General features: G+C 71.1%; 16 protein-coding genes. 5 read left to right on the top strand and 11 right to left on the bottom strand.

Annotation, left to right across the window (positions count from 1 at the left end; all coding sequences use genetic code 11):
* Positions 1 to 83: 83 nt before the first annotated feature.
* Both ABZ865_RS14405 and ABZ865_RS14400 read left to right on the top strand, forming a co-directional pair.
* On the top strand, positions 84 to 2,474 hold the full coding sequence (locus ABZ865_RS14405; protein ID WP_361229042.1) for a ribonucleoside-diphosphate reductase subunit alpha: 2,391 nt from the start codon (positions 84 to 86) through the stop codon (positions 2,472 to 2,474).
* A complete protein-coding gene (locus ABZ865_RS14400) occupies positions 2,474 to 3,487 on the top strand; it encodes a ribonucleotide-diphosphate reductase subunit beta (RefSeq protein WP_361229039.1) in 1,014 nt (337 codons plus the stop codon). The genes ABZ865_RS14405 and ABZ865_RS14400 overlap by 1 nt, the downstream gene beginning before the upstream one ends.
* On the opposite strand, the gene ABZ865_RS14395 is transcribed toward ABZ865_RS14400, so the two are convergent.
* Complete coding sequence (locus tag ABZ865_RS14395) at positions 3,400 to 3,663, bottom strand: hypothetical protein (RefSeq protein WP_361229036.1); 264 nt, start codon at positions 3,661 to 3,663, stop codon at positions 3,400 to 3,402. The genes ABZ865_RS14400 and ABZ865_RS14395 overlap by 88 nt on opposite strands.
* Before the next feature lie 93 nt (positions 3,664 to 3,756).
* Here ABZ865_RS14395 and ABZ865_RS14390 point away from each other — a divergent pair, with 93 nt between their 5' ends.
* A complete protein-coding gene (locus tag ABZ865_RS14390; protein WP_361229033.1) occupies positions 3,757 to 4,719 on the top strand; it encodes a helix-turn-helix domain-containing protein in 963 nt (320 codons plus the stop codon).
* Between the two features lie 73 nt (positions 4,720 to 4,792).
* Here ABZ865_RS14390 and ABZ865_RS14385 read toward each other — a convergent pair whose 3' ends face one another.
* The 10 genes from ABZ865_RS14385 to ABZ865_RS14340 form a co-directional block, all read right to left on the bottom strand.
* Positions 4,793 to 6,163: a cytochrome P450 gene (locus ABZ865_RS14385; RefSeq protein ID WP_361229031.1), complete on the bottom strand. Its 1,371-nt coding sequence runs from the start codon at positions 6,161 to 6,163 to the stop codon at positions 4,793 to 4,795.
* Positions 6,163 to 7,242, bottom strand: coding sequence for an epi-isozizaene synthase (gene cyc1 / locus ABZ865_RS14380; protein WP_361229028.1), 1,080 nt, complete (start codon positions 7,240 to 7,242; stop codon positions 6,163 to 6,165). The genes ABZ865_RS14385 and cyc1 overlap by 1 nt, the downstream gene beginning before the upstream one ends.
* 272 nt (positions 7,243 to 7,514) lie before the next feature.
* Positions 7,515 to 8,165, bottom strand: a complete 651-nt coding sequence (gene def / locus ABZ865_RS14375; RefSeq protein WP_361229025.1) for a peptide deformylase — start codon at positions 8,163 to 8,165, stop codon at positions 7,515 to 7,517.
* A 71-nt stretch (positions 8,166 to 8,236) separates the two neighbouring features.
* Positions 8,237 to 9,244 (bottom strand): hypothetical protein, encoded by a 1,008-nt coding sequence (locus tag ABZ865_RS14370; RefSeq protein ID WP_361229022.1) that lies wholly within the window; start codon positions 9,242 to 9,244, stop codon positions 8,237 to 8,239.
* Between the two features lie 131 nt (positions 9,245 to 9,375).
* Complete coding sequence (locus ABZ865_RS14365) at positions 9,376 to 10,584, bottom strand: HD domain-containing protein (protein WP_361229019.1); 1,209 nt, start codon at positions 10,582 to 10,584, stop codon at positions 9,376 to 9,378.
* Between the two features lie 28 nt (positions 10,585 to 10,612).
* Positions 10,613 to 11,926 carry an HD-GYP domain-containing protein gene (locus tag ABZ865_RS14360; RefSeq protein WP_361229016.1) on the bottom strand — a complete coding sequence of 438 codons (1,314 nt, stop codon included), beginning with the start codon at positions 11,924 to 11,926 and terminating at the stop codon, positions 10,613 to 10,615.
* Positions 11,927 to 12,061: 135 nt separating this feature from the next.
* Positions 12,062 to 12,364 carry a mycothiol system anti-sigma-R factor gene (rsrA, locus tag ABZ865_RS14355; protein WP_361229013.1) on the bottom strand — a complete coding sequence of 101 codons (303 nt, stop codon included), beginning with the start codon at positions 12,362 to 12,364 and terminating at the stop codon, positions 12,062 to 12,064.
* Positions 12,361 to 13,068, bottom strand: a complete 708-nt coding sequence (locus ABZ865_RS14350) for a sigma-70 family RNA polymerase sigma factor (protein WP_361229010.1) — start codon at positions 13,066 to 13,068, stop codon at positions 12,361 to 12,363. The genes rsrA and ABZ865_RS14350 overlap by 4 nt, the downstream gene beginning before the upstream one ends.
* A 258-nt stretch (positions 13,069 to 13,326) precedes the next feature.
* Positions 13,327 to 13,953, bottom strand: a complete 627-nt coding sequence (locus tag ABZ865_RS14345) for an alpha/beta family hydrolase (protein ID WP_361229007.1) — start codon at positions 13,951 to 13,953, stop codon at positions 13,327 to 13,329.
* Positions 13,954 to 14,003: 50 nt separating this feature from the next.
* The gene (locus ABZ865_RS14340; protein ID WP_361229004.1) at positions 14,004 to 14,819 is read right to left on the bottom strand and encodes an SOS response-associated peptidase; all 816 of its coding nucleotides are present in this window, start codon (positions 14,817 to 14,819) and stop codon (positions 14,004 to 14,006) included.
* Positions 14,820 to 14,869: 50 nt separating this feature from the next.
* Here ABZ865_RS14340 and ABZ865_RS14335 point away from each other — a divergent pair, with 50 nt between their 5' ends.
* Positions 14,870 to 15,595, top strand: coding sequence for a M50 family metallopeptidase (locus ABZ865_RS14335; protein ID WP_361229001.1), 726 nt, complete (start codon positions 14,870 to 14,872; stop codon positions 15,593 to 15,595).
* A gap of 180 nt (positions 15,596 to 15,775) precedes the next feature.
* Positions 15,776 to 17,083 (top strand): 3-phosphoshikimate 1-carboxyvinyltransferase, encoded by a 1,308-nt coding sequence (gene aroA, locus ABZ865_RS14330; protein WP_361228999.1) that lies wholly within the window; start codon positions 15,776 to 15,778, stop codon positions 17,081 to 17,083.
* The last annotated feature ends 8 nt before the right edge of the window (positions 17,084 to 17,091 follow it).

Raw genomic sequence — 17,091 nt, 5'->3', positions numbered from 1 at the left:
GGGTCGGTGGACGCGGACGCCGTGCGCGCTCGTGCTGCCCCTGCCCTCCGCCAGGCCCCGTGCCGAGCGAGGGAGAGCCCCACGTGACCATCGCGCCAGCCGACCCGGCTTCAGCCGTCCCGGCGACCGAGGCCCCGGTGGAGACCGACGGTCCCGGTGCCGCGCTGCTGCGGACCCTGACCGAGCTGACCGCCGACCTGCCCGACGCCGACCCCGGCCGGGTCGCCGCGGCCGCGCTGCGCGGCCGGTCGGCGCGGGCCGACGAGGCGGAGCTGCGCGAGCTGGCCACGGAGGCCGCCGCCGGTCTGATCTCCGAGGACCCCGCCTACTCGCGGCTGGCCGCCCGCCTGCTGACCCTCGCGATCCGCGCCGAGGCCGCCTCGCAGGGCGTGGCCTCCTTCACCGAGTCGGTGGCCGTGGGCCACCGCGAGGGCCTGATCGCCGACCGGACCGCCGCGTTCGTGCGACTGCACGCCGAGCGCCTGGACGCGCTGATCGACCCGGTCGCCGACGACCGCTTCGGCTACTTCGGCCTGCGCACCCTGCACAGCCGCTACCTGCTCCGCCACCCGATCACCCGCAAGGTGATCGAGACGCCCCAGCACTTCATGCTGCGGGTCGCCGCGGGTCTCGCCGAGGACGACACGACCCGTGCCCTCGACGAAGTCGCCGCGCTCTACGGGCTCATGAGCCGGCTCGACTACCTGCCCTCCTCCCCCACGCTCTTCAACTCCGGCACGCGGCACCCCCAGATGTCGTCCTGCTACCTCCTCGACTCCCCGCTGGACGAGCTGGACTCCATCTACGACCGCTACCACCAGGTCGCCCGTCTCTCGAAGCACGCCGGCGGCATCGGTCTGTCGTACTCCCGGATCCGCAGCCGCGGTTCGCTGATCCGGGGCACCAACGGGCACTCCAACGGCATCGTCCCGTTCCTCAAGACCCTCGACGCCTCGGTGGCCGCCGTGAACCAGGGCGGCCGGCGCAAGGGCGCGGCCGCGGTGTACCTGGAGACCTGGCACTCCGACATCGAGGAGTTCCTGGAGCTGCGGGACAACACCGGTGAGGACGCCCGCCGTACGCACAACCTGAACCTCGCGCACTGGGTCCCGGACGAGTTCATGCGCCGGGTCAACGCCGACGAGCAGTGGTCGCTGTTCTCCCCGGCGGACGTGCCCGAGCTGGTCGACCTGTGGGGCGCGGAGTTCGACGCCGCCTACCGCAAGGCCGAGGCGGACGGGCTCGCGCGGAAGACCATCCCGGCCCGTGACCTGTACGGCCGGATGATGCGCACCCTCGCGCAGACCGGCAACGGCTGGATGACCTTCAAGGACGCCGCCAACCGCACCGCCAACCAGACGGCCGAGCCGGGCCATGTCGTCCACTCCTCCAACCTCTGCACGGAGATCCTGGAGGTCACGGACGACGGGGAGACGGCGGTCTGCAACCTGGGCTCGGTGAACCTGGGTGCCTTCGTCGACACCGCGGCCGGCGACCTCGACTGGGAGCGGCTGGACGAGACGGTCCGCACCGCCGTGACCTTCCTCGACCGGGTCGTGGACATCAACTTCTACCCGACCGAGCAGGCGGGCCGGTCCAACGCCAAGTGGCGTCCCGTCGGCCTCGGCGCGATGGGCCTGCAGGACGTCTTCTTCAAGCTGCGCCTGCCCTTCGACTCCCCGGAGGCGCGCGCCCTGTCCACCCGTATCGCCGAGCGCGTCATGCTCGCCGCGTACGAGGCCTCCGCCGACCTCGCCGAGCGCAACGGTCCGCTGCCGGCCTGGGAGAAGACCCGTACGGCCCGGGGTGTGCTGCACCCCGACCACTTCGACGTGGAGCTGAACTGGCCCGAGCGCTGGGCGGCGCTGCGCGAGCGGATCGCCTCCGTCGGCATGCGCAACTCGCTGCTCCTCGCGATCGCGCCGACGGCCACCATCGCCTCCATCGCAGGCGTGTACGAGTGCATCGAGCCGCAGGTGTCCAACCTGTTCAAGCGCGAGACGCTGTCCGGCGAGTTCCTGCAGGTCAACTCGTACCTGGTGCAGGATCTGAAGGAGCTGGGCGTGTGGGACGCGCGCACCCGCGAGGCGCTGCGCGACTCGGGCGGCTCGGTGCAGGAGTTCGTGTGGATCCCGGCGGAGGTGCGGGCGCTGTACCGCACGGCGTGGGAGATCCCGCAGCGCGGGCTGATCGACATGGCCGCGGCCCGCACCCCGTTCCTGGACCAGGCGCAGTCCCTGAACCTCTTCATGGAGACGCCGACCATCGGCAAGCTCTCCTCGATGTACGCGTACGCCTGGAAGCAGGGCCTGAAGACGACGTACTACCTGCGTTCGCGCCCGGCGACCCGCATCGCCCGCGCCGCCCAGGGCCAGGCGCAGGCCAAGTCCCCCATCCCCGTGCAGCAGGTCGCCGACCCCGACGCCGTCGCCTGCTCCCTTGAGAACCCCGAGTCCTGCGAGGCCTGCCAGTAATGACCACCGAAGCCAAGAACCTGCTCGACCCGGGCTTCGAGCTCACCCTGCGCCCCATGCGCTACCCGGACTTCTACGAGCGCTACCGGGACGCGATCAAGAACACCTGGACCGTGGAGGAGGTCGACCTCCACTCGGACGTGGCCGACCTCGCGAAGCTGTCCCCGGAGGAGCAGCACCTGATCGGCCGGCTGGTGGCCTTCTTCGCGACGGGCGACTCGATCGTCGCGAACAACCTGGTGCTGACGCTGTACAAGCACATCAACTCCCCCGAGGCGCGGCTCTACCTGAGCCGGCAGCTGTTCGAGGAGGCCGTGCACGTCCAGTTCTATCTGACGCTGCTCGACACCTACCTTCCCGACCCGGACGACCGCGCGGCCGCGTTCGCGGCGGTGGAGAACATCCCGTCCATCCGCGAGAAGGCCGGGTTCTGCTTCAAGTGGATCAACGAGGTCGAGAAGATCGACCGCCTGGAGTCCCGGGCGGACCGCCGGCGCTTCCTGCTCAACCTGATCTGCTTCGCGGCGTGCATCGAGGGCCTGTTCTTCTACGGTGCCTTCGCGTACGTGTACTGGTTCCGCAGCCGGGGTCTGCTGCACGGTCTCGCCACGGGCACCAACTGGGTGTTCCGCGACGAGACGATGCACATGTCCTTCGCCTTCGACGTGGTCGACACCGTCCGCAAGGAGGAGCCGGACCTGTTCGACGACGAGCTGCGGCAGCAGGTCACCGACATGCTGCGGGAGGCCGTCGAGGCCGAGCTGCAGTTCGCGCGCGACCTGTGCGGTGACGGCCTCCCGGGCATGAACACCGAGTCGATGCGGCAGTACCTGGAGTGCGTCGCCGACCAGCGTCTGACGCGGCTCGGCTTCGCTCCGGTGTACGGCTCGGAGAATCCGTTCTCCTTCATGGAGCTGCAGGGTGTTCAGGAGCTGACGAACTTCTTCGAGCGCCGCCCGTCGGCGTACCAGGTCGCGGTGGAGGGCACGGTCGACCTGGACGAGGACTTCTGAGCCTCCTTTTCCCGCTTGTCCCGCTGATTGCCGGTCCTGGCCTCCTGGGCCTCCCTGAGCTGCCGGTCGATGCGCCTGTCGCGCACGATGCCGAGCACGGACGGGAGGACCAGGAGGACCAGGATGCCGAGCGTCGCGAGCATTCCGATCAGGCCTTCGATCTGGTTTCCGTTCATGGACACCACTGTCGCGCCTGACGCTCCTTACCGGGAGTGGCAGGACTGCCGCGTACCCTCGATTTACTGCCAGGACCGAGGCACACTGGCAGGATGCTGAAGAACGTGGCCGCCGTACTGCTGGACGGGGTGCATCCCTTCGAACTGGGCGTCGTGTGCGAGGTGTTCGGCATCGACCGCAGCGACGAAGGGCTGCCGGTGTACGACTTCGCCGTGGTCTCGGCGGAGGGGCCCACCCTGGGCACCCACTGCGGGTTCACGGTGTCGACCCCGTACGGCCTGGAGCGGCTGGAGGACGCCGATCTCATCGCCGTGCCGGCGGGCGAGACCTACGCGGCGCGGGAGTATCCGCCGGAGCTGCTGGCGGCGCTGCGCCGGGCCGTCGGCCGGGGCGCCCAGGTACTCAGCGTCTGCTCCGGGGTGTTCGTGCTGGCGGCCGCCGGGCTGCTGGACGGGCGCCGGTGCGCGGTGCACTGGCACCACGCCGAGCAGCTCGCCCGGCGCTATCCCCGGATCACCGTCGAGCCGGACGTGCTCTACGTCGACGAGGACCCGGTGATCACCTCCGCCGGCACCGCCGCCGGTATCGACGCCTGTCTGCACCTCGTGCGCAAGGAGCAGGGCCCCGAGGTCGCCAACAAGATCGCCCGGCGGATGGTGGTGCCTCCGCACCGGGACGGCGGACAGGCGCAGTACATCGAGCGGCCGCTGCCCACGAGCCCCTGCGACACCGTCGGCGAGGTCCTGGTGTGGATGGAGGAGCACCTGGCCGAGGAGGTGACCGTCGAACAGCTCGCCGCCCGCGCCCACATGGCGCCGCGCACCTTCGCCCGGCGCTTCCAGCAGGAGACGGGGACCACGCCGTACCGCTGGATCCTGCGCCAACGGGTGCTGCTGGCGCAGGAGTTGCTGGAGGGCTCGGACGAGACGATGGACGCGATCGCCGGGCGCACCGGGTTCGGTACGGCGGCCGCGCTGCGCCACCAGTTCGTCCGCGCGCTGGGCACGACCCCGAACGCCTACCGGCGCGCGTTCCGGGGCCCGCAGGCCGCCTGAGCGCGCGCCGGTACCAGGAGCAGTGCCAGGAGTGGTTACCAGGAGCCGGCCTTCCTCTCTGCCGCTCAGCCCCTCACCACGGCACGGGCTTCAGCAGCAGGTCGTGCGGGCGGAGCGTGATGCCCACACGGGTGGTGTCGTTCGACCCCCTGACCTGCTCGAAGCGGTACTTCGCCGAGATCGCCGCGGTGATCAGGCTCAGCTGGGTCATGGAGAAGTGGTCGCTGGGGCACTTGCGGTTGCCCACGCTGAACGGGCTCATCGCGTACTTCGGCACCTCCTTGGCCCGCTCCGGCAGCCAGCGGTCGGGGTCGAAGTCGAGATGACGCTCGTAGGAGCGGGCGTCGCGCTGAATGGCGTAGGGGCTGTAGATGATGTCCGCCCCGGCCGGAATGCGATAGCCGCCGAGCTCGGTGTCGTTCACCGCGCGCCGCGTCAATATCCATACGGCGGGCCTGAGCCGCATGGCCTCGGTGACGACATTGTTCGTGTGCGTGAGCGAGCGGACGTGCTCGAATCCGACGGGCCGGCCGCCGGTCACGGATTCGACCTCGGCGCGCACCCTCTCGGCGTGTTCCGGGTGTTCCGCGAGGACCTGGAGCAGCCACATGATCGTGGACGCGACTGTTTCGCTGCCGGGGGTCAGGATGGCGACGACCTGATCGTGGATCTCCTGTTCTCCGATGGGGTCGCCATTGTCGTCCTTCGCCTCCAGCAATGCCGTCAGCAAATCGTTCGGCTTTTGACCAGACGCCCTCCGCTCGGCGACGATCTCGTCGACCAGCAGATGCAAATCGGCCAGGGCTCGGTTGAATTCGCGGTTGGCCGGGAACGGCAGCCGGTACAGCGGCCCGAGCGGGACCACCATCCGGCGGTACATCCCGCGGAACACGGTGGCGAGGTCGATGCTCAGCCGTTCCGCGCGCTCGTCCATGTACTCGCCACGCAGCAGGCAGCGGGCGGCGATGCGCACGGCGACCCGGAACGACTCCGAGGTGCACTCGACGGTCTCCCCGGGCCGCCAGCGCTCGGTGAGCGCGTGCGCCTCCTCCTCCATGACCGGGCCGTAGTGGGGGATGGCGTCCAGCCGGAACGCGGGCTGGATGGTGCGTCGTTGACGGCGGTGCCGGGGGCCGTTCGCGGTGGCCACGCCCTCCTTGCCGAGCAGGCCCTCGAGGGACTCCCACAGGGGTCCGTCGATCTTGTAGTCGGGGTTGAGCGCGAGCGCGCCGGTGAGCGCCGGCGTGGTGACGGCGTACACGGTCTTGGGGCCGAGCTTGAGGCGTACGACGTCGCCGTGGTCGCGCAGCCCGGACATGAACGCGAGCGGATCTCGGACGAGCTTCAGGCCGTGCCCGAGCACCGGGACGGCGCCGCCGGCGAGAGGTGGTTCACGCAGCTCCGACGCCTCGGGCGTCACGGGCTTCACAGACTCCAGGGTCATCACTCACCTGCCGCTTCGTTGTTGACGTACGGGGGTGTGGACCGGTCGTCCCAGCTGTCGACCATGTACCGGCCGGACTCGTGGTGGAACCAGTAGACGGAGCTGAACCAGTTCCGCATATTGCCGACGCAGGCGCGCACGGCGACGCCGAGTTCCTTTCCGCGCACGGTGCCGTCGTCGAGTTCGTCGGCGAACCGCAGCGCGCCCTGCTCGGCGTCGAGGAATTCTCTGATGCATTCCTCGACGCGCCGCCGCACTTCTTCCACCGCTTCTTCGAGTGACAGTCCCTCATGGGCGATGAGACTGATTCCGAGATTGTGGACCTCGTCGCCCGCTATTTCCTTCGGCAGGGAGCACAGATCGTTGTACCAGGCGGCGAATTCCTGGCTGAGCAGTGCCGGACGGCGATAGGCCGGGTTTTTCCGTACGTCCTCCGGGAGTTCACATCCGGCGCTCGGCTCCAGCAGGTCCGTCCATATCCAGTGGGCGAAGGTGAGACGGCGCAGGGCGAGGTACTCCGCGACATCGGGGATGTATCCCCGGGTGCGATTGCGGAACTCCCGGTCGTACGCCTCGATCACGGCGTGGAAGTGGCGGGCGAACCGCTGGTTCCAGGTGCGCGGCAGGAACCCGTACAACCGCAGCACGCTGTCGGCGAACCCCGCGACCAGGGGGTCGGGATGGTACAGATGATGCCTGGGTGCGTCGAGTGCCGCGTGCAGGCGGTGCCTGAGCCGCCGCCAGTCACCGGTGCGGCCGTGGACGATGTCACGGTCGTGGCGGTCGTCCCAGACGAAGAACCATGCGCTGAAGTCCGCTATGGCCTGCAGGACCTCGTCCGGGGCACCCAGGTAGTACCCCGCCATGAGGTCCGTATAGCACAGGCCATCGGCATATTCCTTGACCTTGTCCGCCGGCATCAGCCGTTTTTCCAGCAGCCACTGGCGGGTCTTCTCCTGAAGTTTCGGCCAATACGGGTGGAGTTGCCGGGGAAACACGTCCTCGATCACCGGGAGGGCGAGAGACGGCGGTACTGCGACCGCGGTCGACGATGTGATGCCGTGTGAGAAAGCGTGCACGAACAGTCCCCTCTCAGCCGCCAGGAGCGCACGCCCCTCCATGTGGTGCCGGGCGTGCGCCGTTGCGTATCCCCGCACTTACCATTCAGCACCACAACTGACCGTTAAGGGAACGGATTTGCTTCATTCACCACCCCAACATGCCGGGAATCATGCGGCGAACATATGAACGACGCCCGGCCGGGAAGGATCCCGGCCGGGCGTCGCAGGGGGGCGTCGTCGCTGCTCCGTACGGTCGGGTACGTCCCGCGCGTACGGCCGCTCCGCGCCTCTCAGTCGTTGGCGACCACGGGGTAGCGTGGCTCGTTCTCGGCCATCTGCCGCAGCGCGTCCTTGCGGTCGCGCTTGGACAGCCGGTCGATGTACAGGTAGCCGTACAGGTGATCGGTCTCGTGCTGCAAACACCGTGCGAAGTACCCGGTGCCGCGGACCTTGACCGGGTTGCCCTTCTCGTCCTGGCCGGTGACCTCGGCGTAGTCGGGACGAGCGAGCGGCGCGTACGCGGTCGGCACCGACAGGCAGCCCTCGTTGCTCTCGTCCAGGTGGCGCCGGTCGGCGGGCAGGTCGACCAGCTTGGGGTTGCAGACCACGCCGACGTGCCGGGCGCCCTCGTCGTCCTGGCAGTCGTAGACGAAGACCTTCAGGTCCACACCGATCTGGTTGGCGGCCAGGCCCACGCCCTCCGCGGTGCGCTGGCTGGCGAACATGTCCGCGACCAGCTGCTCCAGCTCCGCGCCGAACTCGGTGACGTCCTTGCACTCCTTGTGCAGCACCGGGTTGCCGACGACCGTGATCGGCCGCGAGGTCCCCCGCTCCCGCCAGTCCTTCTCGCGCTCCTCGCAGTTCTCCGTGTCGACGACGTACCCCTCGTCGTCGACGGGGAGCACGCCCGCGTGCTGCTGATCGGTGTCCTGCTGGGCCATGACCGACGTAAGCCTTCCTGAAAGCCGAAAAATCTGCGAGTACAGCCTAAAGGGGGCTGGTCACGCGTGGCTCAGCAAACCTCTTCGAGGTCCCTCCAGTCCCGGGAATCGGGACTGTCCGCGACCCACCCGTCCAACAGCCCCCGCACGAGCGAGGCCGGCGCGGCCACCCCGCACTCCCGCTCGGGCACCCAGAGCTGGCCGTCCGTCCGATGCCCCAGGGGCCCGGGATGCCCGGGCTCACTGTGGTCGTGCGGATCCAGGTGGACGCCCTCGCCCTCGTCGGAGGGCATACGGGACTCCGAACACATCCGGCACAGCAGCCGCACCGAGGAGGACCAGTCCTCCGCGGCGAACCCCGCGTCGGCGGCCAGCTGCTCCAGCGCGTCCCGGTCCGCCTCGGTGGCCGCCTCCAGCAGCACCACCCAGGTGGGCACGGGTGAGGGTGCCCACAGCTCGATCTCGTCGAAGACCGGGTAGGAGTGCCCGGAGGACGTCGTCCGCTCGCCGTGCGGGACGCCGTCGTGCAGCACGACCTCGCCCCAGCGCCGCCCGGACGAGGGAAGCGGGATGGACAGCACCTCGATCCGGGCCGGGTCCAGCCTGCGGCCCCACACCACCTCGGCCTCCCCCTCCGGGGACAGCCGTACGGCCGCGCTGCCCAGCTCCATGCCGAGCGGCTCGCCGGAGGCGGTGGAGCCCGCCCCGGGCTTCGGCCGGGAGGAGCCCCCCGGCACCCTGAGCCCGTAGGCCTGCCAGGCGCGGCGGGCCAGCGGCCAGTCCTGCAGGGCGGTCGCGGCGATGCCGACGTTCCACCAGTCGGGGGCGCCGGTCGCCCGGTCGAGCAGGGCCACCGCGCGCAGCCCGGCGGCGCGGGCCTGCTCCCAGTCGTGCCGGAACTTGTGCAGCAGGGCGAGGTTGAACCAGGACTCGGACAGCCAGGGTTCCAGGTCGGCGGCGCGGGTCAGCAGTTCGCCCGCGTCCTCGTACCGGCCGTCACCGATGAGCGTGAACGCGCGGTCGGTCGCCTGCCGCCATGAGGCGGAGGGCCGGTGCCGTCCCTTGCCGAAGATCCTCACGATTCCCGCCTGCCAGTTCCAGATCCGCACAGTGGGCTGGCTTGTGCCCCCGGACACCCTCTCCCTCGCATCCAACCACGTACGGCGGGAGAGACGCTCATTACCCATGGGTTACCCAGCCGTGGGGACGGTCAGACAGCCCGGGAGAGAACCCGGGCCAGCGACTCCACGACCTCGGGAGCGTAGTCCCCGGCGGTGGCCAGGCGCAGCTCCTCCAGCGCCCTGAGCGGCCCCTCGGGCCCGGCTCGACGGGCCTTCTCCTCGTACGCGTTCACGGTCCGCACGATCCTCGCGGCGAGCGGCTGCTCCCGGTAGGGATCGGCCTGCCGCTCGACGACGACCGCGACCGCCGGGTCCACGCCGGTCTGCCGTACGACGGCCCCGCCGAGCAGTGCGATGCGCCGCTGCTCCTCGCGGGGCAGGCCGGCGGTGGCGCCCGCCGGGACCGGGTCGACGAGGCTGAGCTGACCGATGTCGTGCATCAGGGCCGCGTACTCCAGCACGGTCAGCTCGGGCCGCGACAGGCCGAGGTCCCGGCCGACGGCCCGGCTGAGGGCGGCGACGCGGTGGGCGTGCCCGGCGGGGGTGCAGCCGGCTATCTCGGTGGCCCGGGCGAGGGAGGCGATGGTCTGCCGGTAGGTGGCGCGCACGGCGGCGTAGCGGCGGACGGACAGCTGGGTGAGGAGCAGGGGCAGGCAGAACACCGGCAGCGCCCACAGCCCGGCGACGGCGACCGCGAGCGAGATCACCGCGCCGGTGGCGCACACCGCGGAGCCGATGCCGAGCAGTCCGCGCAGTTCGTCGCGCAGCAGCGGGCCGAAGGGCCAGCGGGTGCGGGAGTGGGCGAGGGCGGCGGCGAGGACGGCGTCGCACAGGACGGTGAGGACGAGCAGGGCGATCAGCAGCAGGGCATAGGCGGAGCCGTCCCAGGAGGTGAACACGCCCCGGTTGTAGAGGGGTTGGAAGCAGACGGCGGCGAAGCCGACGCTCAGGACGCGGCGCGCCAGGTGGTCCAGGGTCGGCGTGCGGCCCATCCAGATGTGCGGGACGCCGCCGAGCAGGGAGGCGACGAGGACGACGGTGACGACCTGGGCGGCGTCGTGCTGGGCCGGATGCCCGGCGTCGGCGCCCAGCAGGGCGTACGACAGCGATCCGGCGGTGCCCAGCGGCGCGGCCTGCCGTACCTGGGCGTCGCTCCAGCGGGTCAGCTCGCCGACGGCTATGAGCACTCCGAAGGCGAGTGCCACGCCCGGTTCGTCGGTGCCGGTCCACAGGGTGACGCCGAGGGAGACGGCCGCGGCGAGCGCGGCGGAGCCGTGGATGAGCCGTCGGGCGGTCATCCGCGGCCCCGGACGCGGGTGCCTCTGGTCATCGGCCGGCCCCCGTCCGGCTCTGGGCCGGCTGCTGCGCCGGCAGCCCGGGCGCGGGCTCGTCGGCCGTGACGGCCGGATGCCAGCCGAACCGGCGCAGGGCCCGGACGAGCGCCGTGACCATGCGGGGGTCGAACTGGGAGCCCGCGCAGCGCTCCAGCTCGGTGAGGGCCACCTCGACCGGTCGGGCCCTGCTGTAGGAGCGGGTGGAGGTCATCGCGTCGAAGGCGTCGGCGACGGCGACCACGCGGGCGGACTCGGGGATCTGGCCGCCCGCCAGGCCGTACGGGTAGCCGCTGCCGTCGAGCCGCTCGTGGTGGTGCAGGATCGCCGCGCGGGCCTCGCCGAGGAAGGAGATCCCGCGGACCATCTCGTGGCCGTACTCGGGGTGCAGTTCGATGATCCGCCGCTCCTCGGGGGTGAGCGGGCCGTCCTTGCGCAGCAGCCGGGTGGGCACGCCGAGCTTGCCGACGTCGTGCAGGATGCCGGCGAAGCGCAGCACCTCGACGCGTTCGTCGTCCATGCCGAGTTCGCGGGCGATCATCACGGAGGCCTGGCCGACCCGCTCGCTGTGGCCGCGGGTGTAGCCGTCCTTGATGTCGACGGCCTGCACCAGCGCGCGGATGGTGGCCTGGTGGGCGGCCCGCTCCCGGTGGTACTGGGCGAACACCCAGCAGGAGACGCCCATCGGCAGCAGCACGAGCAGGGCCGCGACGGGCCCGTAGGGGCTGCGCCACAGCACGGCCATCATCAGCCCGGCGAGCCCGTGCACGGCGACCGGCGCGAGGGAGCGGACGAACAGCCCGCGCCAGGCCCGCCGCAGCGGCACCCGCTCGGCGGCGGCGAGGATGCCGCCGTCGAGGAGGGTGAGCACCAGGCAGAAGGCGAGCACGGCCGCCCCGGCGGGCAGCAGGACGTACGGGAAGTGACAGGCGCCGACGGCGTCGTGGCCGTCGAGCACCCCGTGCACCTGGGCGGCGGCCCACACGGCGAGCGAGGGCCGCGCGGCCCGCCACACACGCCGCAGCAGCACCGGCGCGTGTTCCACGGGGGAGAGCAGGGCCGCGGACAGCGGCAGGAGCGCGGCGGCGGACGGGGGCAGCAGGAACGCCCCGGCGAGCAGGACGGGGTAGAAGGTGCCGTCGAAGCGGCGCTGTACGACGTGCTCGCAGACCGCGTAGAGGGCGGCGAGCAGGGCGAGCGCCCACCAGGGTGTGTAGGTGTCCGGCACGGGCAGGGCGCAGAGCACGGCCGCCAGGCCGACGCAGGCCACGTAGGCCCGTGCCCGCGCCTTCGCCGGAACCGCCTCCATCACGCCCTCCCCGACCGTGCCTGTCCGGGCTCGGAGCCTAGGGGCGGGGGTCGGGGGGTCGGGGCCTATGACCGGAGGATTAGCACATTCGGGTGATGGCTGTGGTCAGCAGGTAGTCGGCGCGGGTCGGCCGGGTCAGCTCTCCTGCGGCGTGGCCGTCACGTCGTGGTCGGGCACGGCCTGACCGGAGCGGATCAGGTCGATCCGCCCCATGACCTTGGCGCGCAGGTCGGCGGGTACGTCGTCATGCCCGCAGCACCGCTTGACCAGCTTCTTCACGGCCTGCTCCAGGCCGTACTTCTCCAGGCACGGAGAGCATTCCTCGAAGTGGTGCTGGATCTTGTCGCGATCGACGTCCGGCATCTCGCTGTCAAGGAACTCGTACAGGTGGTCGAGGACCTCACTGCAGTCCGTCTCGTGCGGCTCTCCGCAGCTCATGAGCCCGAGCCTTTCGCTTCGTTCGACTCTCCGGCGCCGGCCGGGACCAGCCCGCGCTCACGGGCGTAGTCCTCGAGCATGCCGCGCAGTTGACGGCGGCCCCGGTGCAGCCGGGACATCACCGTACCGATGGGTGTCCCCATGATGTCCGCGATCTCCTTGTACGCAAAGCCCTCTACGTCCGCGAGATAGACGGCGATGCGGAACTCCTCGGGGATCGCCTGCAGCGCTGCCTTCACGTCCGAGTCCGGCAGATGATCCAGCGCCTGCGACTCCGCCGAGCGCAGACCGGTCGACATGTGCGACTCGGCTCGGGCCAGCTGCCAGTCCTCGATCTCCTCCGCCGCACTGCGCTGGGGCTCGCGCTGCTTCTTGCGGTACGAGTTGATGAACGTGTTGGTGAGGATCCGGTACAGCCACGCCTTGAGGTTGGTGCCCTCACGGAACTGGTGGAAGGACGCGTACGCCTTGGCGTAGGTCTCCTGCACCAGGTCCTCGGCGTCGGCCGGGTTGCGCGTCATGCGCAGTGCGGCCGAGTACATCTGGTCGAGGAATTCGAGCGCGTCCCGCTCGAAGCGCGCACTGCGCTCCGCGTTGGACTCGGGACTCGTCCCCGAGCCCGGTTCCACGCTCATGCCCTGGCCCTCGGGCAGCTCCGCCTGGCCGTTGTCGGTCCCTGCGTCGGTCCCAGTGACCGGACCCACCTCCTCAAGATCCCGGGCAGGACCAAAACCGATCCCACTCGTTTCGGAGGATAGAACACCACCCGTGCCCGCCGCCCCTCGAATAGGAGCGGCCTTGGCCGCGTGCAGCACCGTCCAGTCCAGCTCAGCGCGGGTGTCGCGGCTCGGGCAGATGGTCGAACCCATGCGGCGGACTTCCTCTCTCCAGACATCGCGGTGCCGGTGCTCCAGCACTTCTGTCCGCCACAACAGGGATCCGCCGCGCAACATTCCCGGGGGTCACCCGAGTGACGCGACCCACTCCACGACAGCGTCGGTGACGATCTCCAGCGCTCGTTCCTGGGTGATGTCCGCGCGCTTCGGCACGGCGAACCCGTGATCGCCGTACGGCACCTCCACCAGCCCGTACGACCCCTCGGGGAACTCGTCCGGCTTCCCGAAGGGGTCGTTGCCGCCCTGCACGACCAGCGTGGGCACGCCGGACCCGAGCAGCTCGTCGGCCCGGGACTTCTCCGGCTTGCCCGGCGGGTGCAGCGGGAAGCTGAGCGCGAGGACGGCACGGGCGCCCAGTTCGCCGGCGGTGCGGCAGGCGACGCGGGCGCCCGCGCTGCGGCCGCCGGAGATCACCGGCAGCTCCATGCCGGCCAGCGCGGGCCAGATGCCGCGCCAGCCGGTGTCCAGGGTCTTCGGGGCGGGCGCGACCTTCTTGCCCGCGACCCGCCAGGGCTGCTCGACGAGGGCCACGGTCACCCCGTGGTCCGGGAGCACCCGGGCGAGCCCCTGCAGGTCCCGCGCCTCGATGCCACCGCCGGCCCCATGACTCACGGCCAGCACCAGCCGCGCCCGCTTCGCCCGGTGCCAGGTGATGCGCGCGGTCCCGACGTCGGTCTCGACAATCTCGATCACACCAGAAGGCTAGATCCTGGAGGCTGGATCCAGGAGGTCAGATCCAGGGGCTAGAAGAGCGTGCCCGCTTCGGGCGCCTCCAGCTCCTTCAGCAGTTCCGGGCCGTTGTTGCGGACGTTGCTGACGGCCGTGGAGACCGGGTAGGCACGCATCAGGCCCTCGGGCGGCGGGGCCAGCAGCGCGCGCAGGTCGTCGGGGTCGGTGCGGGCGGGGTCCAGCCAGGCGTCCCAGCGGTCCGGGGTGAGCATCAGCGGCATACGGGGGTGGATCTCGGCGAGCGAGTGCGGGCCCTCGGCGGGGGCGACGGCGAGCGGGGTCCGCTCCGCCTCGGTGGTGATCACCGAGCAGGTCACCCACCAGGCCCCCGGGTGGTCGTCGGGCAGGGTCCGGTCGCGCCAGAACTCGTACAGTCCGGCCATCGCGAACACCGAGCCGTCGGCGGGCAGCACGAAGTACGGCTGCTTGCGCGGCCGCTTCTTCTTCCCCTCGACCTCCAGGTCCCGCTCCTCCTTGCCGGTGACCCACTCGTAGTAGCCGTCGGCGGGGATGATGCAGCGCCGGGCGGCGAAGGCGCGGCGGTAGGCGGGCTTCTCGTGCACGGTCTCCGCGCGCGCGTTGATCATCCGGGCGCCGCCCTCGGGCGTCTTCGCCCAGGAGGGCACCAGTCCCCACTTCAGCTTGCGCAGCTGCCGAACCGGACGCGGCTCCTCCGCGTCTTTCAGGGGACGGTCCAGGACGGCGTAGACCTCCTTGGTCGGAGCCACGTTGTAGTCCGGCCCCAGGGTCTCCTCCGGCTCCCACTTCTCGATCTCAAAGATTCCTGCGAGATCCTCGGGCCTACGACTGGATGCATACCGTCCGCACATACGTGCCACACTGCCAGATTCCGTACCAGCACAGGGAGCCATCGCCGGACATGGACAGCCTCGCCGTCACCGCGTTGCCCGACGTCTGGGACCGGCTCACCGGTACCCAGCCCGACCCGGACCTGTGGGTGGTGCTGGCCACGCTGGGCGCCGCGCTCGCCGTGGTCGTCCCGCGCGGCCCCTGGCGCATATCCCGCAACGCCATCACCATCGCCCACGAGGGCGGCCACGGCCTGATCGCCCTGCTCACGGGCCGCCGGCTCACCGGCATCCGGCTGCACTCCGACACCAGCGGCCTCACGGTCAGCCACGGGAAGCCGTACGGCCTCGGCATGATCCTGACGGCGGCCTCGGGCTACACCGCGCCCTCGCTGCTGGGCCTCGGCGGAGCCGCCCTGCTGGCCGCCGGACGCATCACCCTGCTGCTGTGGGCGGCCACGGCCCTGCTGGTCGTGATGCTGGTGATGATCCGCAACGCGTACGGCGTGCTGACCGTGGTCGTGACCGGCGGCGCGTTCCTGCTCGTGTCCTGGCTGGCAGGACCACAGGTGCAGGCGGCGTTCGCGTACGCGGTCGTGTGGTTCCTGCTGCTCGGCGGGGTCCGTCCGCCCTTCGAACTCCAGGCCAAGCGGCGGTCGGCGGGCGGCGCCGGGGACTCGGACGCGGACCAGCTCGCCCGCCTGACGCACGTACCGGCGGGACTGTGGCTGTTCCTGTTCCACGCGGTGTCGCTGTGCTCGCTGATCGGCGGGGGCGGGTGGCTGCTGGAGTCGTGAGGCACGGCGGGGGTCTGCCGGCGCCGTGACGGGGGCCGGGCGCCTGCCGACATCGTGACGGAAGGCGGGTGTCTGCCGGCGTCGTGAGGGGGCCGGGCGGCTGCCGGCGTCGTGATCGGCCGGTCCGGACCCCGCACGCGGAGAACGCCCGCTCCCCGGCCCTCCTTATAGAGTGGCCCCATGCCCGAATCCCCCGCCCTCTGGCCCGCCCCGCACGCGAGCGGAGCCGTCGACGCGACGGTCCACGTCCCCGGGTCCAAGTCGGTCACCAACCGCGCCCTCGTGCTTGCCGCCCTCGCCTCCGAGCCCGGCTGGCTGCGCCGCCCGCTGCGCTCCCGCGACACGCTGCTGATGGCCGGGGCGCTGCGCGCGATGGGCGTGGAGATCGAGGAGGGGGTCGGCCCCGACGGTTCCGGAGAGGCCTGGCGGGTGCTGCCGACGGGCCTGCACGGCCCGGCCACGGTCGACGTCGGCAACGCCGGCACGGTGATGCGCTTCCTGCCGCCGGTGGCCGCGCTGGCCGACGGTCCCATCCGGTTCGACGGCGACCCGCGGTCGTACGAGCGTCCCCTGCACGGCGTGATCGACGCGCTGCGCGTGCTCGGGGCCCGGATCGACGACGACGGCCGGGGCGCGCTGCCGCTGACCGTGCACGGCAGCGGGGCGCTGGACGGCGGCCCGGTGTCGATCGACGCCTCCTCGTCCTCGCAGTTCGTCTCCGCGCTGCTGCTGTCCGGCCCGCGCTTCAACCAGGGCGTCGAGGTCCGGCACACGGGCGCGACCCTGCCCTCGCTGCCGCACATCCGGATGACGGTGGACATGCTGCGCGCGGTCGGCGCCCAGGTGGACACCCCGGAGTCGGGCGGCGAGCCGAACGTGTGGCGGGTGACGCCGGGCGCCCTGCTCGGCCGGGACCTGACCATCGAGCCGGACCTGTCCAACGCGCAGCCGTTCCTGGCCGCTGCCCTGGTCACCGGTGGCAAGGTGCTGATCCCGGACTGGCCGGAGCGGACCACCCAGCCGGGTGACCGGCTGCGGGAGATCTTCACCGAGATGGGCGGTTCCTGCGAACTGACCGAGTACGGGCTGGAGTTCACCGGTTCGGGTGCCGTCCACGGCATCGACGTCGACCTGTCCGACGTGGGCGAGCTGACCCCGGGCATCGCGGCGGTCGCCGCGCTCGCCGACTCCCCGTCCACTCTGCGAGGCGTGGCCCATCTGCGGCTGCACGAGACGGACCGGCTGGCCGCGCTGACCAAGGAGATCAACGAACTCGGCGGCGACGTCACCGAGACGGCCGACGGCCTGCACATCCGCCCGCGCGCGCTGCACGGCGGGATCTTCCACACCTACGAGGACCACCGCATGGCGACGGCCGGCGCGATCATCGGCCTGGCGGTCAAGGGCGTGCAGATCGAGAACGTGGCGACCACGGCGAAGACCCTGCCCGACTTCCCCGACCTGTGGACCGGGATGCTCGGGAACTGACGGGCGGA

The organism is Streptomyces sp. NPDC047085, from assembly GCF_040643735.1.
Taxonomy (GTDB): Bacteria; Actinomycetota; Actinomycetes; order Streptomycetales; family Streptomycetaceae; genus Streptomyces.
The sequence above is the reverse complement of the archived record's forward strand: the minus strand, read 5'-3'. Positions and strand labels throughout refer to the sequence as shown.